The organism is Halopseudomonas pachastrellae (assembly GCF_900114765.1).
GTDB lineage: Bacteria > Pseudomonadota > Gammaproteobacteria > Pseudomonadales > Pseudomonadaceae > Halopseudomonas > Halopseudomonas pachastrellae.
This window is the reverse complement of record NZ_FOUD01000008.1, coordinates 146,560-170,183: the sequence shown is the minus strand read 5'-3', so window position 1 is coordinate 170,183 and position 23,624 is coordinate 146,560. Positions and strand designations below refer to the sequence as shown.

Annotated in this window: 21 protein-coding genes; 14 read left to right on the top strand and 7 right to left on the bottom strand. The window is 63.1% G+C overall.

Features of this window, described 5'->3' with window-relative positions:
- From BM116_RS08340 to BM116_RS08325, 4 genes are all read left to right on the top strand, one after another.
- Positions 1–201 (top strand): transposase (locus tag BM116_RS08340; RefSeq protein ID WP_139222357.1); only part of this gene is annotated, 201 nt, incomplete at its 5' end.
- Positions 202–971: 770 nt separating this feature from the next.
- Entirely contained in the window at positions 972–2,330 is a 1,359-nt protein-coding gene (locus BM116_RS08335) for a GntP family permease (RefSeq protein ID WP_083729322.1), read from the top strand.
- A complete protein-coding gene (locus BM116_RS08330; protein WP_083729320.1) occupies positions 2,330–3,478 on the top strand; it encodes a glycerate kinase in 1,149 nt (382 codons plus the stop codon). Before BM116_RS08335 ends, BM116_RS08330 begins: the two co-directional genes overlap by 1 nt.
- A 42-nt stretch (positions 3,479–3,520) precedes the next feature.
- The gene (locus BM116_RS08325) at positions 3,521–4,231 is read left to right on the top strand and encodes a DUF1294 domain-containing protein (protein WP_083729318.1); all 711 of its coding nucleotides are present in this window, start codon (positions 3,521–3,523) and stop codon (positions 4,229–4,231) included.
- Between the two features lie 16 nt (positions 4,232–4,247).
- Here the strand turns inward: BM116_RS08325 and BM116_RS08320 are convergent, their stop codons facing one another.
- Entirely contained in the window at positions 4,248–6,455 is a 2,208-nt protein-coding gene (locus BM116_RS08320) for a TonB-dependent receptor domain-containing protein (protein WP_083729316.1), read from the bottom strand.
- Between the two features lie 179 nt (positions 6,456–6,634).
- Positions 6,635–8,224, bottom strand: a complete 1,590-nt coding sequence (locus BM116_RS08315; protein WP_083729314.1) for an ABC-F family ATPase — start codon at positions 8,222–8,224, stop codon at positions 6,635–6,637.
- Positions 8,225–8,381: 157 nt separating this feature from the next.
- Between BM116_RS08315 and BM116_RS08310 the strand changes: the two genes are divergently transcribed.
- The 7 genes from BM116_RS08310 (at position 8,382) to BM116_RS08280 (ending at position 17,297) form a co-directional block, all read left to right on the top strand.
- A complete protein-coding gene (locus BM116_RS08310; protein ID WP_235846722.1) occupies positions 8,382–9,098 on the top strand; it encodes a response regulator transcription factor in 717 nt (238 codons plus the stop codon).
- A complete protein-coding gene (locus BM116_RS08305; protein ID WP_090475103.1) occupies positions 9,098–10,429 on the top strand; it encodes a HAMP domain-containing sensor histidine kinase in 1,332 nt (443 codons plus the stop codon). The genes BM116_RS08310 and BM116_RS08305 overlap by 1 nt, the downstream gene beginning before the upstream one ends.
- Before the next feature lie 131 nt (positions 10,430–10,560).
- Entirely contained in the window at positions 10,561–12,627 is a 2,067-nt protein-coding gene (locus tag BM116_RS08300) for a TonB-dependent receptor domain-containing protein (RefSeq protein ID WP_083723796.1), read from the top strand.
- A 105-nt stretch (positions 12,628–12,732) separates the two neighbouring features.
- Positions 12,733–13,032, top strand: a complete 300-nt coding sequence (locus BM116_RS08295; protein ID WP_235846721.1) for an iron transporter — start codon at positions 12,733–12,735, stop codon at positions 13,030–13,032.
- Complete coding sequence (locus BM116_RS08290; protein ID WP_083723798.1) at positions 13,032–14,666, top strand: PepSY-associated TM helix domain-containing protein; 1,635 nt, start codon at positions 13,032–13,034, stop codon at positions 14,664–14,666. The genes BM116_RS08295 and BM116_RS08290 overlap by 1 nt, the downstream gene beginning before the upstream one ends.
- Positions 14,663–14,998 (top strand): DUF3325 domain-containing protein, encoded by a 336-nt coding sequence (locus BM116_RS08285; RefSeq protein WP_083723800.1) that lies wholly within the window; start codon positions 14,663–14,665, stop codon positions 14,996–14,998. The genes BM116_RS08290 and BM116_RS08285 overlap by 4 nt, the downstream gene beginning before the upstream one ends.
- 112 nt (positions 14,999–15,110) lie before the next feature.
- On the top strand, positions 15,111–17,297 hold the full coding sequence (locus BM116_RS08280) for a TonB-dependent receptor (RefSeq protein ID WP_083723802.1): 2,187 nt from the start codon (positions 15,111–15,113) through the stop codon (positions 17,295–17,297).
- 27 nt (positions 17,298–17,324) lie between these two features.
- Here BM116_RS08280 and BM116_RS08275 read toward each other — a convergent pair whose 3' ends face one another.
- Together BM116_RS08275 and BM116_RS08270 are read right to left on the bottom strand one after the other, a co-directional pair.
- A complete protein-coding gene (locus tag BM116_RS08275; RefSeq protein WP_083723804.1) occupies positions 17,325–17,945 on the bottom strand; it encodes a flavin reductase family protein in 621 nt (206 codons plus the stop codon).
- Positions 17,946–18,024: 79 nt separating this feature from the next.
- Positions 18,025–19,113: an NADH:flavin oxidoreductase/NADH oxidase gene (locus BM116_RS08270; RefSeq protein ID WP_083723806.1), complete on the bottom strand. Its 1,089-nt coding sequence runs from the start codon at positions 19,111–19,113 to the stop codon at positions 18,025–18,027.
- Positions 19,114–19,205: 92 nt separating this feature from the next.
- Between BM116_RS08270 and BM116_RS08265 the strand changes: the two genes are divergently transcribed.
- On the top strand, positions 19,206–19,508 hold the full coding sequence (locus BM116_RS08265; protein ID WP_083723808.1) for an ArsR/SmtB family transcription factor: 303 nt from the start codon (positions 19,206–19,208) through the stop codon (positions 19,506–19,508).
- 108 nt (positions 19,509–19,616) lie between these two features.
- Positions 19,617–20,279 carry a restriction endonuclease gene (locus BM116_RS08260; RefSeq protein WP_083723810.1) on the top strand — a complete coding sequence of 221 codons (663 nt, stop codon included), beginning with the start codon at positions 19,617–19,619 and terminating at the stop codon, positions 20,277–20,279.
- Here BM116_RS08260 and modC read toward each other — a convergent pair.
- The 3 genes from modC to modA are packed head-to-tail and all read right to left on the bottom strand — an operon-like array spanning position 20,254 to position 22,777.
- Positions 20,254–21,333, bottom strand: a complete 1,080-nt coding sequence (modC, locus tag BM116_RS08255) for a molybdenum ABC transporter ATP-binding protein (RefSeq protein WP_083723812.1) — start codon at positions 21,331–21,333, stop codon at positions 20,254–20,256. The genes BM116_RS08260 and modC overlap by 26 nt on opposite strands.
- Positions 21,330–22,025: a molybdate ABC transporter permease subunit gene (modB, locus tag BM116_RS08250; RefSeq protein WP_090475101.1), complete on the bottom strand. Its 696-nt coding sequence runs from the start codon at positions 22,023–22,025 to the stop codon at positions 21,330–21,332. Before modB ends, modC begins: the two co-directional genes overlap by 4 nt.
- Positions 22,026–22,027: 2 nt before the next feature.
- On the bottom strand, positions 22,028–22,777 hold the full coding sequence (modA, locus tag BM116_RS08245; protein ID WP_083723814.1) for a molybdate ABC transporter substrate-binding protein: 750 nt from the start codon (positions 22,775–22,777) through the stop codon (positions 22,028–22,030).
- A gap of 77 nt (positions 22,778–22,854) precedes the next feature.
- Here modA and BM116_RS08240 point away from each other — a divergent pair, with 77 nt between their 5' ends.
- A complete protein-coding gene (locus BM116_RS08240) occupies positions 22,855–23,616 on the top strand; it encodes a TOBE domain-containing protein (RefSeq protein ID WP_083723816.1) in 762 nt (253 codons plus the stop codon).
- Positions 23,617–23,624: the final 8 nt, after the last annotated feature.

Here is a 23,624-nt window from a genome sequence, read left to right as displayed (position 1 = left end):
AAGATTGAAAAGGCCAAGGCTCAGGTGCGCGCCAAGGTCGAGCATCCGTTCCGGGTAATCAAGCGCCAGTTCGGTTACACCAAGGTGCGCTTTCGCGGCTTGGCCAAAAACACGGCGCAACTGGTGACACTGTTCGCTCTGTCGAACCTGTGGATGGCGCGCCGACATTTACTGGCGAATGCAGGAGAGGTGCGCCTGTAATGTGGAAAATGGCTGCCGCGAGGTGCTCGCGGCGGCTAAAAACACAGAAATAAGCGGGTGATCTGAGCGTTTTTGATCGATTTGCCGCTTTTAAAATCGGCAGGGGCTGAAGTCAGCCAGAAATACACAACTACTTCAGACCATCCTTAGTGTTAGATTTTTCGCCTGATAACTCTCTTTTCGCCTTGGGGCCACCTGTTGTGGCGCTCTGCGTCGGGTCTCAGTGCTTGGTATCTGCTTTAGGGTTGTCTGGTTGCTCATTTTTCGCCTTTTACGGCGAGCCAAGGGGGGCCGCTTGCCCGGCCCCCCTTAGCGATCCCCCCGGGCACCCGACTACGCGGCCCTGCGGGTTCGCTGCGTTGCTCGGTCTGGCGGGGGCCGGCAGAACTCGTCGCTGCGCTCCTCAGACATGCTGCCGTCCTATTTCCCGCCAGTCCTGCGCTACTCGCCCGCGTAAACGGGAGTGGGTCCGTGCATTCATCGCGTCTTGCCAGAACACATCTGATCGCTCCCACGCTCCTGCGTGGGAGCGCCTGTTAGGACGCTCCGCGTCCGGTTTGCTCTGGATGCTCGCCTAGCGCCCAAGAGCCGCTAAACAGAGCGGAACTACCCGATTTTAAGTTTCCTGCTATTGGGCGGCCGAACAATAATAAGCGGCCAATTCCCGTCTATTGTTGTGCGTGAGCATAAGGCTTTTGTCCTGCAGGCTGGGTGACAATGGCTGCTTTCTGGCTGCCCAATGCGGCAAACACAATAAAAAGGAGTTCAGCATGGGTCTGGTACTGATTCTGGTCGCGCTGATTGCGTTTATCGTTCTGGCGACTTCTCGTCTGAAGTTACACCCCTTTCTAGCCCTGTTAGCTGCCGCGCTGCTGGCCGGTTTTGCCTATCAGGTGCCGACCATGGAGATCGTCAAGACGATCACCGGCGGCTTTGGCGGCATCCTCGGTTACATCGGTATTGTCATTGTGCTGGGTACCATTATCGGTGTGATCCTTGAGCGCAGCGGCGCGGCGATCACCATGGCCGAGACGGTGATCAAGCTGCTCGGTGAGCGCTTTCCGACGCTAACCATGTCGATCATCGGCTATCTGGTGTCGATCCCGGTGTTCTGCGATTCGGGTTACGTGATCCTCAACTCGCTGAAAAATGCGCTGGCCGCGCGTATGAAGATTTCGGTCATCGCCATGAGCGTGGCGCTGGCGACCGGTCTGTATGCCTCCCACACCTTTGTGCCGCCGACCCCCGGCCCGATTGCAGCTGCCGGTAATCTGGGGCTGGAGAACAACCTCGGTCTGGTGATTCTGGTCGGTCTGGTGGTGTCGCTGGTGACGGCCTTTGCCGGCATGTGGTGGGCCAATCGTTTTATCGGCAAGGACATTCCGCTGGAAGATAACGGTGCCCACGTGATGGATGCCGAGGACTACGCGCAGATCCGTGCCAAGTACGGTGTGCTGCCCAGCGCAACCAAGGCCTTTGCGCCGATCTTTCTGCCGATTGGCCTGATCTGCCTGGGCACGCTGGTCAATCTGCCGGCCAAGCCGGTGGGTGAGGGCTTTGTTTATACGCTGCTGGCCTTCCTCGGTCAGCCGGTGGTGGCGCTGGCGGTCGGTCTGGCGCTGGCCTGCACGCTGCTGCGTTCGGACAACAAGCGGCAGGAGTTTCATGACCGCGTGGTTGAGGGCATTCAGGCCGCTGCGCCGATCCTGCTGATTACCGGTGCCGGTGGTGCCTTTGGTGCGATGCTCAAGGTAACCCCGCTGGGTGACTATCTGGGCGCGACCCTGTCGGCGCTGGGTATCGGCCTGTTCATGCCGTTTGTGGTGTCCGCCGCGCTCAAGTCCGCGCAGGGCTCGACTACCGTGGCGCTGGTCACCACCTCGGCGCTGGTTGCACCGTTGCTGCCGGAGCTGGGTCTGGACAGTGAAATGGGCCGTGTACTCTGCGTCATGGCCATTGGTGCTGGCGCGATGACCGTGTCCCACGCCAACGACAGCTTCTTCTGGGTGGTGACCCAGTTCAGCCGCATGAGTGTGGGCACCGCCTACCGTGCACAAACCCTCGGCACCCTGATGCAGGGCATCGCCGGGATCATTACCGTCTGGTTGCTGAGTCTGGTACTGCTTTGATGAAACTGGTTATTGCCCCCGATTCCTTCAAGGAAAGCCTGAGTGCCCGCGCCGTTGCTGAAGCCATAGCAGCGGGCTGGGCGCGCGTTTACCCCGATGCCGAACTGCTGCTCTGCCCGATGGCCGACGGTGGTGAGGGCACGGTTGATGCGCTGTTGAGCGCCACCGACGGCAAGCTGCAGCAGACCCGCGTCAGCGGGCCTCTGGGCGATCCGGTTGAGGCGCATTGGGGGCTGTTGCCGAATGCCCAGGCGATTATCGAGATGGCCGAGGCCAGCGGCCTGCACCGGGTTGAACCGGGCCGGCGCGATGTGCTGGCGGCCAGCAGCCATGGCACCGGCGAGTTGATTCGCGCGGCGCTGGATGCCGGAGTGCGGCGCTTTGTGCTGGGCCTGGGCGGCAGTGCGACCAACGACGGCGGCGCCGGCCTGCTGGCGGCGCTGGGTGTGCGTTTTCTGGATCGCGAGGGGCAGGAGCTGCCCTTGGGCGGCGCAGCGCTGGCGCGCCTCAGTCAGATAGACCTGACCGGGCTGGATACGCGGCTGGCGCAGGTCGAGGTGATGGTGGCCGCCGACGTGGATAACCCGCTGTGCGGCCCGCGCGGCGCCTCGGCGGTATTCGGTCCGCAGAAGGGCGCGAGCCCCGAGCAGGTAGCCCAGCTCGACGAGGCGCTGGCCCATTACGCCGACGTGATGGCGGCAACACTCGGTGAGGATCTGCGTGACTTGCCCGGCGTTGGCGCAGCCGGTGGTCTGGGCTTTGCTGCCCGTGCGGTGCTGCGCGCCGGCTTTCGGCCGGGCGTCGAGCTGGTGGCCGAGCTGTCCGGGCTGGCGCAGGCGATGCAGGGGGCTGATCTGGTGATTACCGGCGAGGGCCGGCTGGATGGCCAGAGTCTGCATGGCAAGACGCCGGTGGGCGTGGCGCGCCTTGCCCGCACCGCTGGCGTGCCGGTGATTGCGCTGGCTGGCAGCTTGGGTGAGGGCTACCAGCGCCTCTACGCTGAAGGCATCGGTGCCGCCTTCAGTCTGGCGCCGGGTCCGTTGAGTCTGGAGCAGGCCATGCAGCAGGCCGCCGACCAGCTCAGTGCCCGCGCCGCTGACCTGGCGCGGCTCTGGCAAATTGCCGGTGTCGCTGCTCTGCGCCCCTAAGCGCGAGTTATACTCCCGCGCACAGTAGCGGGAGCGATACGCATGGAGCAGGGCGGCAAGCTGATCAACTGGAATGATGCCAAGGGCTTTGGGTTTATCCAGCCGGATGATGGCTGCGAGCGGGTGTTTGCGCATATATCGGTGATGCGTGGTGACGCGCGGCCGGTGGCGGGCATGGCAGTACGCTTTGTCGGCACGCGGGATGCCCAGGGGCGTTTGCGCGCCGAGCACATGCGCGGTGAGGGTCTGGCGCTGGACCGACCGGCGATTCGTCGCAAGCCGCAGGCGGCCCGTGGCAGCAACGGCAAGACCAGCGCCAAGCCCGCGCCACGGCGCCAGGCGCCGCCGTCTCGGCCCGTACAGCCGGTGCGTCGTGCCGGGCTCAAATTGGGGGTTCTGGCTCTGCTGTGCGCTCTGCCGCTGGCCGGCAGCCTGCAGTTGCTGCTGGAGCAGCATCTACCCTGGCCGCTGCTGGCCTATCTGGTGGTCAGCATCGTCAGCTTTATTCAGTACGCGATGGACAAGCGCAGCGCTGAAACCGGCCGCTGGCGCACGCCGGAGAACACCCTGCACATCACCGAACTGCTGGGCGGCTGGCCCGGTGCGCTGGTGGCCCAGCAGGTGTTCCGCCACAAGACCCGCAAGGTGTCCTTTCAGGTGGTGGTTTGGCTGATCATCGGGCTGCACCAACTGGTCTGGCTGGACCGGTTGGTGCTTGGCGGCAGGCTGACGGGCGGGCTGCTGCCGTTCTGAGCCGCGCCCGCTGCTATCAGAAGGTCAGGTTGGCTGATACCCAGAGGCGGCGACCTTCCTCCAGTACGCCCGTGGTAGAGCGCCCGCTGACAATGTAGTCGCTGCCAAAGGCGGTGCCGTCCACGGCGCCAGCGTTGGTGTAGGTGGTGTAGGTCTGGCCCTTGAGGAAGTCCTTGTCGAACAGGTTGTAGATGCTGGCGTTCAGGGTCAGGTTGTCGGTTGCCTGGATCGAGCCACCCAGGTGGAACAGGGTATAGGCCTTGGTGTCCTTGCCGAGGGCATCGTACAGCGACTGGTTGCTGGAGTAGCTGCCGTTGCCGTTGGCCAGGTTGGCATAGCTGGATGAGAAGCGCGCGCGCTTGCCGCGGTACTCACCGCGCAGCCACAGATTCAGGCGACTGTTGGTCTGCCAGTCGAGCTTGGCGTTGGCCAGGTGTTCCGGTGTGTTGGTCAGCGGCTCACCCTTGTCGGCCCCGCTTTTCTGCTCACTGTCGGTGTAGGTGTAGTTGCCGCTGAGGGTCCAGGCGGGCATGAATTCCCAGCTGGCCGCCAGCTCCAGACCGCGGGTGACCGCCTCGTCGATGTTGACCAGCTGTGAGCAGGTGCCGCCCACGTTACCGGCGCACAGTGGATCGGCAACCGGGTTACCGCTGGCGATCTTGTCCTCGAACTCGTTGTGGAACAGCGTGGCGTTGGCGTTAAAGCCAGCCAGGCCATCGTAGTACACGCCAAACTCGGTGCTGGTGGTGGTTTCCGGGTCCAGGTCCGGGTTGCCGATGGTGACTACGGTGCCCTGACCACTGATACCGTTGATGCCGTCGTGCAGTTCGTTCAGGTCCGGGGTGCGGTAGCCGCGGCTGACACCACCCTTGATCGTCCAGCTGTCAGCGGCGTTCCAGACCAGATAGGCGCGTGGGCTGATATGGCCACCAAAGGCATCGTGATCGTCGTAGCGGGCGCCCAGGGTCAGCGCCAGGTCGTCGCGCAGCATCCATTCGTCTTCGGCGAACAGCGCCCAGGTTTTCTGCTCGAAGTCTTCGGTCGCAATGCCGTCGGTCATCTCGGCTTTCCACCACTGCGCACCCAGGGTGGTCATGTGGTTTTCGCCGACCGGCGCAACCAGCTTGGTATCAAATACCAGGTTGGTGGTTTCCAGCTCGCGGTCGTCGCCGGCCAGGCTGCCGGGGATGCCGGAGGGGCTGCCGATCGGGTCGCCGGGCAGGGTACGGCCAATGGTTTCGGTCTGGCTGCGCATCAGGCTGGAATCCAGCGTGCCAATGCCCAGACGGGCGGTGTGCGTCAGCGCAATCTGCTCGCGCTCAAAGCGCAATTCGTCGGCATAGCCGTTGGCTGCAGTGGACGGCGTAGTACAGGCGCGGTTAAGACCGTCCAGCGTGCCCAGCTGGCACTCGTCGTTGTTGTAGCGCTGGCGGCCACGCTCAAAGTCCAGGCTGAAGTCGTGGTCCTCATGGGGCGTCAGCGTCAGGCGTGCGCCCAGGGTCTGGTTGCGGCCGTCGACCGGGGAGGGGCCGCGTTTGCTCACATCGCTGCCGTCGCCGAAGCTGAGGTCCGACTCTTGGCGGTCAAACAGGCTGGCGCGCAGCTGCAGGCCCAGCAGGTCTTCGACCAGCGGGCCGCTGGTGTACAGGCTGGTGTTGCTGGTGGCGCCGTAGTCGCTGTTCTCCTGGAAGGTGTGATCCAGAGTCACGGAGCCGGTCCACTCGCTGGCGACCTTGCGGGTAATGATGTTGATTACACCGCCCATGGCATCCGAGCCGTACAGTGTCGACATGGGGCCGCGAATGACCTCGATGCGCTCGATGGCCGACAGCGGCGGCATAAAGCTGGTGGAGGTTTCGTTGAAGCCGTTGGGCGTGACGTTGCCGGCGGCATTCTGGCGGCGACCGTCGATCAGGATCAGCGTGTATTCGCTGGGCATGCCGCGAATACTGATGTTCAGGCCGCCGGTCTTGCCGGTGCCCTGTCCGATGTCGATACCTTCCACGTCCCCCAGTGCGTGCGCCAGGCTGTTATAGCGTTTCTCCTGCAGATCCTGTTGGCTAATCACGCTGATGCTGGCCGGGGCGTCGGTGAGCTTTTGCTCAAAACCGGAGGCGGTAACAACCAGCTGATCAAGGGTGATCACTTCCTCGGCGTGAGTGGCGGTAGCAGCCGTCAAGGCGATTGCGCTGGCGAGCAGAGTGCGATGGCGAATCGGGGACATTCAGGGGCTCCAGTGGGAAAATTTCGCAGATGATAATTAATTGCAAATGAAATGGTTTCACTCACAATGTTTCTATCTGTGAAAATCCTCTGGAGGGCGCGTGGGGCAAGGCCTGGAGGGGTGTGTAAATTCTGTAAAGCGCCGACCAGAGAGGGGGCTCTGCTGGCCGGCGGCGCTGATCAGACCAATACGCCCTGACTGCGCAGGTAGTCGTCGTAGCTGCCGGAGAAGTCGGTCACGCCGTCTTCCGACAGCTCGATGATGCGGGTGGCCAGCGAGCTGACGAACTCGCGGTCGTGGCTGACGAAGACCAGCGTGCCCGGGTAGTTCTCCAGCGCCAGGTTGAGCGCTTCGATCGATTCCATGTCGAGGTGGTTGGTCGGCTCGTCCATCAGCATGACGTTGGACTTGCCGAGGATCAGCTTGCCGAACAGCATGCGGCCCTGTTCACCACCGGAGATCACCTTCACCGATTTGCCGATCTCGTCGTTGGAGAACAGCATGCGGCCCAGGGTGCCGCGCACCAGCTGTTCGCCGCCCTGGGTCCACTGCGCCATCCACTCGAACAGGGTGCAGTCGTCCTTGAAGTCGTCGGCGTGATCCTGCGCTAAGTAGCCGATGTCGGCGCTTTCAGCCCACTTCACTTCACCGGCCATGGGTGGCATTTCACCGACCATGGTGCGCAGCAGGGTGGTCTTGCCGATGCCGTTGGGGCCGATGATGGCAACCCGCTCGCCCGCCTCGATCTGCAGGTTCAGGCCCTTGAACAGGGTTTCGCCATCAAAGCCCTGGCTGACGTTGTGCAGGGTCACCGCCTGGCGGTGCAGCTTCTTGAATTGCTCGAAGCGGATGAACGGGCTGACGCGGCTGGAGGGTTTGACCTCCTCGAGCTGGATCTTGTCGATCTGCTTGGCGCGGCTGGTCGCCTGCTTGGCCTTGGAGGCGTTGGCCGAGAAGCGGCTGACAAAGGTCTGCAGTTCGGCGATCTGGGCTTTTTTCTTGGCGTTGTCCGACAGCAGCCGCTCGCGCGCCTGGGTGGCGGCGGTCATGTACTCGTCGTAGTTGCCGGGGAACAGACGCAGCTCGCCGTAATCCAGGTCAGCCATGTGGGTGCACACGCTGTTGAGGAAGTGGCGGTCGTGGGAAATGATGATCATGGTGCTGGTGCGCGCCGTGAGGATGCTTTCCAGCCAGCGGATGGTGTTGATATCCAGGTGGTTGGTTGGTTCGTCGAGCAGCAGCACGTCTGGATCGGAGAATAGCGCCTGAGCCAGCAATACGCGCAGCTTCCAGCCGGGGGCGACTTCGCTCATCGGACCGAAGTGCTGCTCCAGCGGAATACCCAAACCGAGCAGCAGCTCGCCGGCGCGGGATTCGGCGGTGTAGCCGTCCATTTCCGCGAACTCACCTTCCAGTTCGCCGACTTTCATCCCGTCTTCTTCGTTCATTTCCGGCAGCGAGTAGATGCGGTCGCGCTCGGCCTTGACCTTCCACAGCTCCTCGTGACCCATGATCACGGTGTCGATCACGCTGAACTCTTCATAGGCAAACTGGTTCTGGCGCAGCTTACCCAGACGCACGTTCTGCTCCAGCATGACCTGGCCACCGGACGGCTCCAGCTCGCCGCCGAGGATCTTCATGAAGGTGGATTTGCCGCAGCCGTTGGCACCGATCAGGCCGTAGCGGTTGCCGTTGCCGAATTTGACGGACACGTTTTCGAACAGCGGCTTGGGGCCAAACTGCATGGTGATGTTGGCGGTGGAGATCACGGACAATCCTGGTATTAACAGCGGAGAAGTGGGCGCGCATTGTAGCGGCTTGGCGCCGCCGGTGACAGGCACCGGCGACCGGAGGCGTTTGCCGGGCGGTTGCGAATGCAGTATGTTTGCGGGCGTTGATGGTTCTCATTATTGGCATGAATTCGTGGTGTGGCCCGTGCAGGTATTTCAAGCGCGCATATTGGCGGTAGAGGACGACCCGGTACTCGGTGAGCATTTGCTGCAGTCGCTTGGCAACTGCGGGCACGACGTCGTGTTGGCGACGGACGGCCAGCAGGGGCTGGCGCAGGCCAGTCAGGGCGCGTTTGACCTTATTTTGCTGGATGTCATGCTGCCCGGTCTTGGCGGCATGGAGCTGCTCAGTCGATTGCGCCGCCTGTGCGTGACCCCGGTATTGATGATGTCGGCGCTGGGCGATGAGGAAAGCCGGGTCACCGGGTTTGATCGCGGCGCCGATGACTATTTGCCCAAACCCTTCAGCAGTCGTGAGCTGGAGGTACGTGTCAATGCGATCTTGCGCCGTATCAGCTATGAGCGTGAGCAAAGCACACCGCAATCGGGCGTGGGGGATGCCCTGCTGAGCTTTGACGAAAAGGCCTCCAGGCTGCGCTGCGGCAATACCTCTGTCAGCTTTACCCCCACCGAGTTTCGCCTGCTGGAAGTGCTCTACGCCCATCTCGGCGAGGTGCAGAGCAAGGCCTTTTTGTATCAGCAGGTGCTGCATCGCGGCTTTACCCGCCATGACCGGGTGCTGGATATGCATATCAGCAATCTGCGCCGCAAGCTGAGTCAGGCCGGGGTGGATATGCTGCGGCTGGAATCTGTCTGGGGGCACGGCTACCTGCTCAGCCGGGACTCGCTCTGATGCTTGGCTACCGCTCGCTGTACTGGCGCATGGTGCTGCTGGTTGCCGGCTTCTGTCTGTGCATGATTGCGGTGACCAACTACATTGCCCAGCGGGTGGACAGCTATCTGGCGTACTTGCCCGAGTCTACCTTGAGCGAGCTGCGCGGTTATGCGGCGGACGCCGCCAGCGCGCTGGATCAGGGCGTAGATGCTCTGAATGCCTGGCGAGACGAGCATGCAGAGCTGTCCCCGGAGATTCTGGTGGTGGTGGATGGCGCCCTGCATGCACTGCCCGGGCAGCCGCTGAGCGAGGAGCAGCTTGGCATGCTGAGCTTTTTGCGCAGCTATACGGCGCCCATGAGCATGCGTGGCGGCGGCCGGCAGGTGATCTATGTACCTATGGAAGGGCGCGACTACTCGCTGGTTCTGCGCCTGCCCGAGGCGCTGACGCCCTGGACCCTGCGCCCGCTGCTCAACGCGCTGGTGCTGTATCTGATGCCGGCGCTGCTGTCGCTGTTGTTCTGTGCCCTTTTGTACATGCTGTTGATCTCGCCGCTCGAGCGCCTGCGCCGGCAAGCCAACGCCATGCGCGCCAATCCGCTGGAGACCCTGCTGCCGGCTGATCTGGCGCGGCGTCGCGACGAGGTGGGTGAGCTGGGCCGCTCGCTGGACTATCTGACCCGTCGCCTGCGTGACTCCATCGGGCAACAGCGTCAGCTGCTGCGCGATGTATCCCATGAGTTGCGTACGCCGCTCAGCCGCCTGCGCGTGGCGGCTGAAAGCGATCTCAGCCAGCGTGAGCTGCGCGAGCGCCTGGAGCATGAGGTTGATCGCATGCAGGAGCTGCTCGACGGCACTCTGGAAGTTGCCTGGCTGGATAGCCAGCCGGGTCAGTTGCCGCTGGAGGCAGTCGATCTGAACGCGCTCTGGGAGGTGCTGCGTGAAGACGCGCTGTTCGAGTCTGGCTGGGCGCCTGAGCGTATTCAGGCCGAACTGCCACCCGGTTGCCGCGTTTACGGTCACCTCAACGGGTTAAGTCAGGCGCTGGAGAACGTGCTGCGTAATGCTATCCGGCACTCACCGGATAACGGCCTGGTGCAGTTGCGCGCGCAGCGCGACGGCGCCAACTGGTTGCTGTGCCTCGCTGATCAGGGGCCGGGCGTTGAGGAGGCCCAGCTGGAGCAGATTTTTCGACCGTTTTCCCGCCTTAACAGCGCGCGCCCGGGTGATGGCGGCTTTGGCCTTGGCCTGGCCATCGCCGAGCGCCAGATCCGCCTGCAGGGCGGCAAGATCTGGGCGCGCAATGGCCACCCCGGCCTGCAGGTCTGGTTCCGTTTGTCAGCTGTATAGAATGTAAATGCGCTTTACTCTCAAATAGCAATAATTACCATTTGTGGCGATTTTGGTGCATCAGCGTCGGCCTGACGGGAGCGGGCGACGGCTGGTGCCTTCTGTCGTTATCTTGCCAGGGAGTCGAGAGTATGGGGATTTTCAAACGCCACCAGTTGGCTTGTGCGGTCGCGCTGGCGACCCTGGGTGTAGCAGCCACGGCCGTCGCCGATGAGTCGGGCGTTGCTGATGATGTCATGGCGCTGGATGAAATCACGGTGGTGACGGCAGCAGGCTACGAGCAGAACATCGCCGATGCGCCGGCCAGCATTTCGGTCATCACCCGCGAGCAGCTGGAGAAGCAATCCTATATCGACATCACCGATGCGGTGCGCAACATCCCCGGTGTCTATGTTACCGGCGGCGGCAACATGCAGGACATCAGCATTCGCGGCATGAGCAGCAATTACACCCTGTATCTGGTCGATGGTCGTCCGATCTCCGCCGGGCGCATGGTCAATACCAATGGCTCGGACGGCGGCAAGCAGATCGGCCTGCCACCGGTCTCCATGATCGAGCGCATCGAGGTGATTCGCGGCCCGATGTCCTCGTTGTACGGGTCGGAGGCGATGGGCGGGGTGATCAACATCATCACCCGCCGTGGCGGCGATGAGTGGGCTGGCAGCATCTCGACCGAGTACACCAGCGCAATGAATGACATCAGCAGCGACTCGCAGCAGGCCGACTTCTATCTGGGCGGCCCGCTGATCGATGGCCTGCTGGGCGCGCAGTTCACCGGCACCTACGTGGGTACCGACGAAAGCAGTTTCAGTGGCGGTAGCGACGGCGCGGCGAGCATGCCGGAGAGCACGCGCAAGCAGGGTGGCGCCGAGTTCTACCTGACGCCCAACGAGCAGAACCGCTTCACCTTTGGTTACACCGCCTCGGAGCTCAAGTACACCCACACTCCGGGCGAGAGCATTGCGGCCACCGCAACCGCCTCGACTACGCGCTATGAGAAAGACGTGTATGTCATCGGCCACGATGGCAACTACGGCGATCTGATCGTTAACAGCTACCTGCAGCACGATATCTCCGACAAGCCGGGCACCGGCAGCACCAAGCAGGAAGAGGTCAGCCTGCTCAACAGCCAGGCGAGCTACTTCTGGGGCGATCACGTGATCACCTTTGGTGGTCAGTACAAGCAGGAAGAGTTTGTTGATGAAACCAACGGCATGCTGGTGTCGGGCGTGCCGGGTGCGGTGAAGAGCGTTGATCGCTGGATCGCCGCGCTCTTTGCCGAGGTGGACTGGGCGCTGACTGATCGCCTGTCGGTAACCACTGGCCTGCGTTACAACGACGACGAGCTGTTTGGTGGTGAACTGTCCCCGCGTCTGTATGGCGTTTACCGGTTGAATCCGGAGTGGACCGTCAAGGGTGGCGTTTCCACCGGCTACCGCCAGCCAACCCTGTCGGATGCCACCGAAGGCTTCGGCCGTGGTACTGGCGGCGGCGGCTCGCCCATCGCGCCGCTGCCACGTGCGCTGATTATCGGTAACTCCGATCTGCAGCCCGAGACCAGCACCAACTACGAAATCGGTTATGTCTACGACAACGCCGCCCTGGGGCTGAACACCAGCGCCATGCTGTTCCACACCCAGTACAAGGACAAGATTGCCGAGGATCGCTTCTGTACCAGCCCGGATACCTCCGATCGCAACGATCCGTCCACCTGGACCTGTGACTTCAACGGTCAGACCTACTGGTTCCTGAGCACGCGCCAGAATATCTCCGAGGCGATGATGCAGGGTGTCGAGCTGACTCTGGACTACCGCTTCCAGCCCAACTGGAACCTGTCGACCAGTTATACCTTCACCAAGTCGGAACAGAAGTCGGGCGAGTTCAAGGGCGAGCCGCTGAACAAACAGCCGCGCCACATGTTCAACGCGCTGCTGGAGTGGGATATCAACCCGCGTTTCAACGCCTGGGCGCAGGGTAACTACCGGGGTGAGACCTCTGACTACATGGGCCGCACCAGCATGTCTGACGGCACGCCGGGCTACGGGTTTGTCGATCTGGGTGTTGGTTTCCGTCTGACCGACAGCGTCACCGTGAAAGGTGGCCTGTACAACGTCGCCAACAAGGAAATCACCAACGACAGCTACGGCGTGGTACTGGATGGCCGGCGTGCAAACGTCGGTTTGACCGTCGACTTCTGATCGCAGCAAGCGACTCGTCGGGACTCCGCGAGTCACAGACACAGAGCGCCTGTCGGTATCAACCGGCGGGCGCTTTGTAGGTTAGGGGGCCATTGAGAGAACAACATGTCCAAGGTATCAAGCGCCACAGCGCCGGTCTGGTCGGCTACGCTGACGCGCATTCTGCTGGCAGTGGTTGGCGGTTACGCCCTGACGTATTGCGCCACGGCGGCGCTGGCGCGGCTGCTGCCGTTTGAACGTATCGACGCGGCCATCAGCGCGACCCTGCTGTCCTTCGCGCTCTACACCTGCTACGTGCTCTGGGTGTACGCCGTGCCGCTGCGTCGCGGCCTGCTGAGTCTGTTGGCGCTGGTGCCGCTGGCGCTGATCGGCTTTGGGCCGAACTGGTTTGGAGGGGCTGCCTGATGGCCAAGCAAGCGTCGTTGACGCAGTCCATGTCGGAGCTGCACACCTGGGCCGGGCTGGTGCTGGGCTGGGTGCTGTTTGCGATCTTCCTGACCGGCACCCTGGCGGTGTTCGACAAGGAGCTAAACTGGTGGATGCAGCCGGAGCTGCGTGTCACCGGCCAGAGTCAGGCCGAGGCGGTGCAGGTGGCTGAAGACTGGCTGCGCGCCAACCACGCCGGCGCCAGCGCCTGGAACATTGGTCTGCCGAGCGAGCGGGGGCCGGGGTTAAGCGTTTCTGCCGGTGAGCAGCGGCGCGGTGAGCGCACCTATCTGGATGCGTCCACTGGCGAACTGGTCGAGCCACGTGACACCGCGGGCGGCAGTTTCTTCTTCCGCTTCCATTACACCCTGCACATGGGCCGAGACCTTGGCGTCTGGATAGTGGGGCTGGCGGCCATGGCCATGCTGGTGGCCATCATCAGTGGCATCATTATTCACAAGAAGATTTTCAAGGACTTTTTCACCTTCCGCCCCGGCAAGGGGCAGCGCAGCTGGCTGGACGGCCACAACGCCAGCGCTGTGCTGCTGTTGCCGTTTCATCTGATGATTACCTATACCGGGCTGGTGATTTTCTTCCTGATCTATATGCCGGCGGCTACCGATGTGCTCTACAACGGCGATCGCCAGGCGATGTTCCGCGAATTGCGCCCGGGTGCGGAGCAGCATCAACCGCAGCAGGGACAGCAAGGGCAGGGTCAAGCCGAGCGCGGGGAGCGCAGCGGGCAGGGCGAGCATGTGGAGCAAGCAAGCCGTGGTGAGGCGCCTGCACAGATGTTGCCGTTGGCCGGCTTTATCGCGCTGGGTGAAGCGCACTACGGTGCGGGCATGCTGTCGTCCATTTCTGTCAGCAACCCTGATCGCGCGAATGCTCAGGTGGAAGTGCGCCCGATGCTGGGTAGCCGTATCGAGCTGACCAAGGGCGAGTCCATGGCTTTCAATGCCATTACCGGGGCAGCGTTGCGGGTGCCGGAGCCCAGTCGAGCGACCTTGCTGACCCAGCGGGTTATGGCCGGGCTGCATTTTGCCCAGTTTGGTGGGTATCCGATGCGCTGGCTGTACTTTATCTGTGGTCTTATCAGCTGCGCGATGATTGCCAGCGGGCTGGTGCTGTACACCGTCAAACGGCGGCGTCAGGCCAAGGTCAGCGCAACCTGGCTGCGCCAGGCCGATTGGCTGAATACCACGGTGGTGGCGGGCCTGATGGTCGCCTGCGTAGCCATGTTGTGGGCCAATCGCCTGCTGCCGGTTGAGCTGGCTGAGCGCAGCGAGTGGGAGCAGCGGGTGTTCTTCGGCAGCTGGTTGCTGACGCTGCTGCACGCCCGCGTGCGTGCGCCCTCGCGGGCCTGGATTGAGCAGTTGGCTGCGGGTGGCCTGTTGCTGCTGGCCCTGCCGTTGCTTGATTTTTTACTGGCAGCGGCGGCGGCGGATGTCCTGCGTTTGTCGGTGGATGCCACGGCCGTTATTTGCGGCGCCTTGTTGCTGTGGATCGGCTGGCGTGTGGCGCATCAGCCGGCGGCGGTTGAGCGTGCCGCACTGCGCAAGACGCCTAAACCTGCCAAGTCCCGGCCAGAGCCGGCAGGAGCTCAGTCATGAGCGTGCTGCTGTTTTGTCTGGGCCTGATACTGGCTTACGCCGGCATGTTGGGGCTGTGCCTGGCCATGGACCGTCACTGGAAACAACTGGCCAGCGCTTTCGAGCCCGGTTGGCAGCGTCTCTGCCGCCCGCTGGGCTGGCTGCTACTGACGTTGTCGTTGCTGGTGGCCTGGCAGGTCTGGCCGCCGGCCATGGCGCCGGTCGGCTGGCTCGGCATGCTCTCGCTCGGTGGCATCAGCCTGCTGTTTCTGTTGCCCTACCAGCCACGGCTGGCGCTGTGGTTGCCGCTGGTTGCTGCGCCGGTGTTGCTGGCTCTGGGTGTAATGGGATGAACGGTGTAGCTCTCGCCGCCAAGTAACATATAATGCGAATGCACTGCGATTACATTAACGTTTAGCTGGTCGGCGCGCGGTGCTGTAGTCGGCTGGTTTGCCGAGGCCGTCCATGCATTCAGTTCCATTCAAGCGCTCCGCGTTTTCTCTTGCCCTGTCGTCGCTGTTCTTTGCCGGGCTGGCGCAGGCGCAGCAAGCGGAGGAGGCTGCTGGCGAGGCGTTCGAGCTGCCATCACTGACCGTCAGCACCAGCGCTGATGCCTCCGCAGAAGGGCTGCCGCAGGCCTACGCGGGTGGCCAGGTGGCCGCCGGCTCGCGTGTGGGGATTCTGGGTAACCAGGACTATATGGACACCCCCTTCACCACGACCAGCTACACCCAGACGCTGATTCAGGATCAGCAGGCGGCCAGCATCGGCGAGGTGCTGCTGAACGACCCGGCGGTACGCGTGGCCCGTGGCTTTGGCAACTTCCAGCAGGTTTATATGGTGCGCGGCCTGCCGATCTACTCGGACGATATTGCCTACAACGGCCTGTACGGTCTGCTGCCACGTCAGTACATGGGCACCGAGTTTGTCGAGCGGGTTGAAGTATTGCGCGGCGCCAATGCCTTCCTTAACGGTGCGGCGCCGGGCGGCAGTGGTCTGGGCGGTGCGATCAACATCGTACCCAAGCGGGCGACCAACGAGCCGCTGAACGAGGTGACCGCTGGCGTTCGCTCGGGTGGTCAGTACTACACCGCTGGCGACTTTGCCCGCCGTTTCGCCGACGATCGCATCGGAATGCGCCTGAATATGGCGCGTCGCGATGGGGATACCGCCGTGGATGGCGAGTCCGGCGAGTTGAGCTTGCTGGCGTTGGGCGCCGACTATCGCGGTGACCGTCTGCGCGTTTCTGCTGATCTGGGTTATCAGAATCATCAGGTCGACGGTGCTCAGCCGAACATCACCATCGGCGCGGGTGTGCCGGTTCCGTCGGCACCGGATGCCGACGAGAGCGTTGCTCAGAGCTGGACGTACTCCAACGCCAAGGACACCTTCGGAACGCTGCGCGCCGAGTATGACTTCAACGATGTGGTCACTGGCTGGGTGGCTGCGGGTATGCGGACCAGCGAGGAGGAGGGCAACTTTGCCAACCCCACGGTGATCAACACTGCTGGTGATACCGACGCCTATCGTTTTTACAACGTCCGTGAGGATGACGTGCGCACCGGCGACATCGGCCTGCGCTTCAGCTTCGACACGGGGCCGGTAAGCCATCAACTCACTACCTCGGCATCGACCTATGAAATGAAGTCAGCCAATGCCTGGGCGGCCTCCAGCTTTGCGGCTCGCGAGGTGCTGGGTAATCTGAATAACCCGTTCGACAGCGTTGAACCGGCGGTGACTGCGGCCGGCGCCGGTTCACTGAGTGACCCTGAGGTGACCGAGCGCACCCGCACCAGCAGCTATGCCATTGCCGATACTCTCGGTTTTATGGATGACCGCTTGCTGGTGACCTTGGGTGCGCGTCAGCAGAATATTGCCACCTACAGCTACGCCTACGCCGATGGCTCGCGTACCGCTTCCTATGATGACGACGCACTCACGCCGATTGCTGGTGTGGTTTATCGCGTCACCCCCGAGGTGTCGGCCTACGCCAATTACATCGAAGGGTTGGTTAAAGGCGATGTGGCGCCCAACACCTCTGGGGGCGCCCCGGTGCCCAACGGCGGTGAGGCGTTGGAGCCTTACGTTACCCGTCAGGCCGAGCTGGGCGTGAAGTACGACGGTGGGCGTTTGGGCGGTAGCCTGGGCGTGTTCCAGAGCCGCAAGCCGGTAGCCGGCGTGGACGCCAGCAACACCTATGGCGTGATCGGCAAGCAGCGCTATCGCGGTATCGAGTTCAATGCGTTCGGTCAGGCCACCGATGACCTGACGGTGCTCGGCGGTGTCAGTCTGCTGGATACTGAGCTGAACGGGAATGACGGAATCGGTGCGCCTGAGGTGCAGGCCAACCTGGGGCTGGACTATCTGGTGCCGGGTGTTGACGGGCTGGCGCTGGATGGCCGGATCATCTACACCGGCGAGCAGTACATCGACGCGGCCAATACCCGTGATATCCCGTCCTGGACGCGTTTTGATCTGGGCGCGCGCTACAGCTTCCTGGTCAACGATGCGCAGGAAGTAACGTTACGGGCACGGGTAGAGAACGTCGCCAACCGCGACTACTGGGCTTCGGCTGGTGGCTATCCGGGCGCAGGTTATCTGACCGTGGGTGCGCCACGCACTGTGGTGGTGTCCTCGACCATCAGTTTCTGAGGCTCGCCAGTACCGCCGGGGCTGTGCTCAGCCCGGGCGGTGCATGCGAAACAGTGCGTCCGGCTCGATCCGGAAGTAGTCTGCCGGGCCGCCGCCGCGCAGAATTGGCTGTGCGGCGGCGGTGTCGTAAACGCCGTCAACCAGCAGGCGACGGTCAATATGCACACCGACCACTTCTCCCAGTATCAGCCAAGTATTCACCGTTTCACCCGCTGCGCTCTGCAGCTGGATAATCTGCGTTTTGTGACATTCGAAGGCTACCGGGCTTTCGGCCACCCGGGGCACATCAACCAGCCGTGACGCCGCTGGCGTCAGACCGGCCAGTGCAAACTCGTCTACCTCCGGCCCTACCGCCGCGCAGCTTTGATTCATCGCCTCAGCCAGTGGCAGTGTTGCCAGATTCCAGACAAATTCGCCAGTCTGCTCGATATTGCTCAGGCTGTCCTTGTGGCCGATGCTGGCGAAACCGATGATCGGCGGGGTGTAGTTGAACGCGTTGAAGAAGCTGTAGGGCGCCAGATTGGGTATGCCCTCTGCGCTGCGACTGGCGATCCAGCCGATCGGTCTGGGCCCGACGATGGCATTGAACGGGTCATGGGCCAGCCCGTGGCCCAGTGCGGGTTGGTAGTAGTAGCTGTCGTCCTGCATGTTGCCCCATCCCTATTGCGTGACTGGTGTCCGCCATTGCAGCGCGCCAGGGCGGCGCGCGCAAGGGGCATTGGCTGGATCAGTAGCGCTCAAGCCAGTGGGCGTAGGGCGCCGGCATGACCCAGGATGGGCGCTCGACCTTGAGTTCACGGGCGGCGTGGTAGGCCCAGTGCGGGTTGGCCAGATGCGCCTTGCCGACCATCACCAGATCCAGCTGACCGTCCTGCACTGCCTTTTCGGCAATATGGGGCTCGCCAAAGCCCCAGGCGGAGGACACCGGCACGCCGGCTTCATCGCGCACACGCTTGGCAATCGGGCCCATAAAGGCGGGGGCCCACGGAATCTTCGCGGTCGGCGTGTTGAAGCCTATGCTCACGCTCATCATATCCATGCCGCCAGCCTTGAACTGGCGGGTCAGGTCGATGGCGTCGCTCATGGTCTGCTCGTCGTTGCCATCGAACTCGATCACGCCAAAGCGGATGGTCAGCGGCAGGTGTTCCGGCCAGACTTCACGCACGGCAGCCAGTGTCTCGCGCAGGAAGCGACCACGGTTGTCGGCATTGCCGCCGTAGGCATCGGTGCGCTGGTTGGCGTGGGGTGAGAAGAAGCTCTGGGCCAGATAGCCGTGAGCAAAGTGCAGCTCCAGCCATTCAAAGCCGACGGCCAGCGCGCGGCGCGCGGCAGCGACAAAGTCCGCCTTGACCCGCTCGATGTCCTGCAGGGTCATGGCCTCCGGCACTTTCGGCAGGTGTGCGCCAAAGGGGATGGCAGAGGGTGCGATAGTTTGCCAGCCGTTGGCAGCGTCGTTGGGGATGTGGTCGTCACCTTCCCACGGGCGGTTGGCACTGGCCTTGCGGCCGGCGTGGGCGATCTGAATGCCGGGCACCGCGCCGTGGGCCTTGATACCACGCACAACCGGGATGAACGCCTCGGCCTGGGCATCGGTCCACAGGCCGGCGCAGGCCGGTGTGATGCGGCCTTCCGGTGCCACTGCGGTGGCTTCGACAATCACCAGACCGGCGCCGCCACGGGCCTGGCCGGTGTAGTTGGCCACGTGCCAGTCGTTGATCACACCGTCGGTGGCCGAGTATTGGCACATCGGCGGTACCGCGATGCGGTTGCGCAGGGTAATGTCTTTGAGAGAGAAGGGTTGAAACAGCGCTGACATGGAAAGCCTCCGGCAGCTGAGCGGGTTGATTCAATTGTTCGATAATATTGGAACTATGGATCACAAGTAAACCCCTGTGTATTATCAGCGCCATGCGACCCTTCAAACATCCCCCCGCCAATGAGCTACTGCTCGAACGTGTGCTCTACGCCCTGAGCGATCCGGTGCGCCTGGAAATCGTGCGTCGCCTGGCCGATGTAGGTGAGGCCAGTTGCGGTGATCTGGATGGCGGCAGGCCCAAGTCGAGCATGTCTCACCATTTTCGCGTGATGCGTGACGCCGGTCTGGTCTGTACCCAGAGCGTCGGCACCACGCATATGAACAGCCTGCGGCGCGCGGACCTGGATGCCCGCTTCCCTGGCCTGCTGGATGCTATCCTGAATCAACCGGGCTGATTGGCCGCCCTAACTCTATCGCTGCCTTACTGCGCGGTCTTTACCTGATTGGCGACTGCGACTATCGTTGCAACAGTGCTGGCAAGGAGCCGGCTTCAGGAGTTACGGATGACTGCCCGCCGCCCCCTTTCCCCTTTGGAAACCTTGTTGCAGAGCCACTCTCAGCTGCCCTGGTGGCTGTACCTGCTGCTGGCGCTGTTCAGTGGCTTGCTGCTGCATTGGCTGGCCTCGCGGTTCTGGGAGGACAGTACTGCGGCGGCCGGCGGGACCTTGCTGCACGGCTTTACCCTGGTTGGTCAGGTGTTGTTGCCGCTGGCGCTGCTGTGTGCGGCGGTGGCCGACCTGTTCAATCGTCTGTCGCGTCGTCGGCGTGTCAGTAGACTGCAGCAGGAAGCGTCACCCGACCATCTGCTCCAGCAGCTCAGCCGTCAGGACGTGCGCGCGCTGGTGCTTTGGGCCTTGCAGGCCGAAGGGCTGGTGCTGCAGAACGGCTGTGCGGGGGATGGCGGCATTCTCCTGCGCCAGGGCGAGGAGGACGTTGTGCTGGACCTGAGCTGCTGGCGTGCCCCCCACCTGCGGCGGGCCGATTTGCTGGCGCTGCGTGAGCGGATGACCGAGCAGGGCGTCGACGCTGGCTTGCTGGTCTGTCAGGGGCGCATTGATAGTGATGCCCGGCTGCTGGCGCGGCGTTCGGGGATTCGCCTGATTGACCGGCGCGTGCTGCAGCAGTGGTTACGCGCCTCGGTCAGTCGAACAGCGCCACAGCCTTGATTTGCACCCACACCTCCAGCCCCGGCTGCAACTGCAGCTGATCTGCCGAGTAGCGCGTGACGCGTGCCAGCAAGGCATTGTCGCCCAGCGCAAGGCGTACCAGTGTTTGCGCCGGGTGGTTGCCGGGCTCGATGGCTTCAATGCGTGCAGGTAGCTGATTGAGCACGCTGCTGTGCTGCGGTTTCTCCAGCGCCAGGCTGACATCGCGGGCCTGAACCGCGACCCGTACCTGTTGCCCGAGCGGTAGCGCCGCATGCGGTACGCGTAGCTTCAATACGCTGCCGGCCAGGGTCAACTCCAGCAACTGATAGTGATCGTCGCAGGCGCTGACCTGCCCGTGCAGTACGCTGCGGGCGTCGTCGCTGTGCGCCATGGGCAGGTCCAGACGTGGCAGCATCGTCTGCAGCGGGCCGCTGGCGCGCAGCGCTCCGTTCTCCAGCAGCACGAGGTGGTCTGCCAGTCTGGCGACTTCGTCCGGGGAGTGGCTGACGTAGAGCAGCGGAATGTCCAACTCTGCGTGCAGGCGCTCCAGATACGGCAGGATGTCGGCCTTGCGTTGCGGGTCCAGCGCGGTCAGCGGCTCATCCAGCAGCAACAAGCGTGGATTGGCCAGCAGTGCGCGGGCGATGCCGACGCGCTGGCGCTCGCCGCCGGACAGGCCGGTGGTGCCCCGCTGCAGCAAATGGCCAATTCCCAGCAGCTCGATGATCTGCGCTGCCTGCTCGTTGCCGGCAGGCTCTGCGCTGCGGCGTCTGCCGTAGTCGAGATTGCCTTGCACGCTGAGGTGATCAAACAGGCTGGCCTCCTGAAAGACGTAACCCAGCGCGCGCTTGTTTGGCGGCAGCCAGAGGCCGCGCTGGCTGTCCTGCCAGCAGTTGCCGTTGATTTCGATAAGCGCCTGGTCGGCCTTCTCCAGGCCAGCAACACAACGTAGCAGCGTGGTCTTGCCCGAGCCTGACGGGCCGACGATGGCGCTGACACCGCGTGCCGGCAGCGTCAGGTCCAGGTCCAGAGTAAAGTCAGCCAGTTGCTGTTTGAGCTTTAGCGTGATCACGTGCGCGCCCCCGGTATGACGCGCAAATGCCCCCGGCGATTAAGCAGCAGCAGAATCAGGAAGGAACAGATCAGCACGCCGCCCGCCAGCCAATGGGCGCTGGCGTAGTCCATCGCCTCGACGTGGTTGAAGATCTGCACCGAGACCACCCGGGTGCGGTCGGGGATATTGCCGCCAATCATCAGTACCACCCCGAATTCACCGAGGGTGTGGGCAAAACCGAGCACACTGGCGGTGATAATGCCGGGGCGCGCCAATGGCAGGGCGACGGTGAAGAAGCGATCCAGCGGGCTGGCGCCAAGGGTGGCAGCCACTTCCAGCGGACGCTTGCCGATGGCCTCGAAGGCGTTCTGAATCGGTTGCACCACAAAGGGCATGGAGTAGCAGACCGAGCCAATCACCAGCCCGCTAAAACTGAACGCCAGGGTGCCGAGGCCGAGCTGCTGGGTCAGCGCACCAATGGGCCCGTTCGGGCCGAGCGCGACCAGCAGATAGAAGCCCAGCACCGTTGGTGGCAGCACCAGCGGCAGAGCAACGAGTGCACTGATCGGGCCTTTCAAGCGGGAGCGGGTGTGCGCCAGCCACCAGGCCAGCGGTGTGCCGATGAGCAGCAAAACCAGCGTGGTCAGCGACGCCAGCTTGAGCGTCAGCCAGATGGCGGCGAGATCTGCGCTGTCCAGCGGCAGTGTCATGCTCAGTGCCCGTAGCCGTAGCTGCTGATCACGGCTGCCGCCCGCTCACCCTGCAGGTACTCAAGCAAGGCCGCTGCCGCGGCGTTGTTGGCTCCTTTGTTGAGCAGCACCGCATCCTGATGGATCGGCTCATACAATGCCGCCGGCACCTGCCAGGCCGAGCCGCTGGTGATCTCGCCGTTGCGAGACACCTGAGACAGCGCGACGAACCCGAGCTGGGCGTTACCGCTGGCGACAAACTGGTAGGTCTGGCCGATACTCTGGCCTTCGACCAGCTTGGGCGTCAGCGCGTCAGTCAGGTTCAGCGCCTGCATGACCTGGGTAGCCGCCAGGCCGTAGGGCGCGGTTTTGGGGTTGGCGATGGCCAGATGCTGGAAGTCGCCGCTGCGCAGCAGCTGCTCGCCGTCGTTGATCAGGTTGGTATCAGCAGACCACAGGGCCAGCGCGCCAGTGGCGTAGGTAAAACGCGAGCCTGCGACGGCCAGCCCTTCGCTTTCGGCGCGCGCAGGGGTAGTGTCATCGGCAGCCAGAAAAACCTCAAAGGGCGCGCCGTGGTTAATCTGGGCGTATAGCTGGCCGGTTGAGCCGAAGGCTGCAACCACGCGGTGGCCGGTATCCTGCTCGAACGCTTGGGCGATGTCCTGCATGGGTGCGGTGAAGTTGGCGGCGACAGCGACCTGCACTTCATCGGCCAGTATCGGGTTGCTGAGACTCAGGCAGGCGAGGGTGGCGACGAACAGCGGCAGGCGCATGGAAACTCCTTGGCGTAGGGGACGACAATGACCGTTATATTATTGGTTATATAGTGCTTGGCAATGGGCAGTGTGTAATGAAGCTTGAAGGACAGTTCTGGTTTTCCCATCAAGGTCGGCCACTGGCCGGGCAGGATCGTATTGAGCTGCTGGCCTGCATCGCCGACACCGGCTCGATCAGCAAGGCAGCCAAAGCGGCGGGCATGAGCTACAAGACGGCGTGGGATGCGGTCGATGCAATGAACAGCAGCAGCGAGCAGCCGCTGGTTGAACGCGCCGCCGGCGGGCGTGGCGGCGGCGGCACTCGCCTCACCGCGGCGGGTGAGCAATTGGTGACGGCCTTTCGTCGTTACCAGCAGGAGCACGCAGCCTTTCTGGCCAAACTCAGCGAAGACGGCAGTCTGGACCCCTATCTGCAGGTGATGAACCGGCTGCGCCTGCGCACCAGCGCGCGCAATCAGTTGTACGCGCGGGTCGTCGCACTGCAGCCGCAGGGCCTGAATGATCGGGTTGAGCTAGTGCTGGATGGTGGTCAGCCCTTGGCTGCAATCATTACGCGGAGCAGCAGCGAACGGCTTGGATTATGCGCAGGTGCGGAGGTATTTGCGCTGATCAAGGCGCCCTGGGTTCGGTTGGCATCGGAGTCCGATCAGCGTAATTGGCTGCAGGGAACGGTGTCGGGATGCGAGCAGGTCGAGGACCAGTTGGCGCTGGAAGTGACGCTGGATGGCGGCGCGGCGCTAGCCGCTACCCTGCCGGGTAGCTCCGTGGTGCCGGCGGTCGGAGAGCCTGTAACCCTGTCGATTGATCCGGGCCAGATCATCCTCTGCGCGATCTGACCCGGGAC

Bases quoted from the DNA above. Each gene is read 5' to 3' on its own strand.
- BM116_RS08335 (WP_083729322.1), top strand. From the start codon at position 972: ATGGGTCTGGTACTGATTCTGGTCGCGCTGATTGCGTTTATCGTTCTG.
- BM116_RS08330 (WP_083729320.1), top strand. From the start codon at position 2,330: ATGAAACTGGTTATTGCCCCCGATTCCTTCAAGGAAAGCCTGAGTGCC.
- BM116_RS08325 (WP_083729318.1), top strand. From the start codon at position 3,521: ATGGAGCAGGGCGGCAAGCTGATCAACTGGAATGATGCCAAGGGCTTT.
- BM116_RS08320 (WP_083729316.1), bottom strand. From the start codon at position 6,455: ATGTCCCCGATTCGCCATCGCACTCTGCTCGCCAGCGCAATCGCCTTG.
- BM116_RS08305 (WP_090475103.1), top strand. From the start codon at position 9,098: ATGCTTGGCTACCGCTCGCTGTACTGGCGCATGGTGCTGCTGGTTGCC.
- BM116_RS08300 (WP_083723796.1), top strand. From the start codon at position 10,561: ATGGGGATTTTCAAACGCCACCAGTTGGCTTGTGCGGTCGCGCTGGCG.
- BM116_RS08295 (WP_235846721.1), top strand. From the start codon at position 12,733: ATGTCCAAGGTATCAAGCGCCACAGCGCCGGTCTGGTCGGCTACGCTG.
- BM116_RS08290 (WP_083723798.1), top strand. From the start codon at position 13,032: ATGGCCAAGCAAGCGTCGTTGACGCAGTCCATGTCGGAGCTGCACACC.
- BM116_RS08285 (WP_083723800.1), top strand. From the start codon at position 14,663: ATGAGCGTGCTGCTGTTTTGTCTGGGCCTGATACTGGCTTACGCCGGC.
- BM116_RS08280 (WP_083723802.1), top strand. From the start codon at position 15,111: ATGCATTCAGTTCCATTCAAGCGCTCCGCGTTTTCTCTTGCCCTGTCG.
- BM116_RS08275 (WP_083723804.1), bottom strand. From the start codon at position 17,945: ATGCAGGACGACAGCTACTACTACCAACCCGCACTGGGCCACGGGCTG.
- BM116_RS08270 (WP_083723806.1), bottom strand. From the start codon at position 19,113: ATGTCAGCGCTGTTTCAACCCTTCTCTCTCAAAGACATTACCCTGCGC.
- BM116_RS08265 (WP_083723808.1), top strand. From the start codon at position 19,206: ATGCGACCCTTCAAACATCCCCCCGCCAATGAGCTACTGCTCGAACGT.
- BM116_RS08260 (WP_083723810.1), top strand. From the start codon at position 19,617: ATGACTGCCCGCCGCCCCCTTTCCCCTTTGGAAACCTTGTTGCAGAGC.
- modB (WP_090475101.1), bottom strand. From the start codon at position 22,025: ATGACACTGCCGCTGGACAGCGCAGATCTCGCCGCCATCTGGCTGACG.
- modA (WP_083723814.1), bottom strand. From the start codon at position 22,777: ATGCGCCTGCCGCTGTTCGTCGCCACCCTCGCCTGCCTGAGTCTCAGC.
- BM116_RS08240 (WP_083723816.1), top strand. From the start codon at position 22,855: ATGAAGCTTGAAGGACAGTTCTGGTTTTCCCATCAAGGTCGGCCACTG.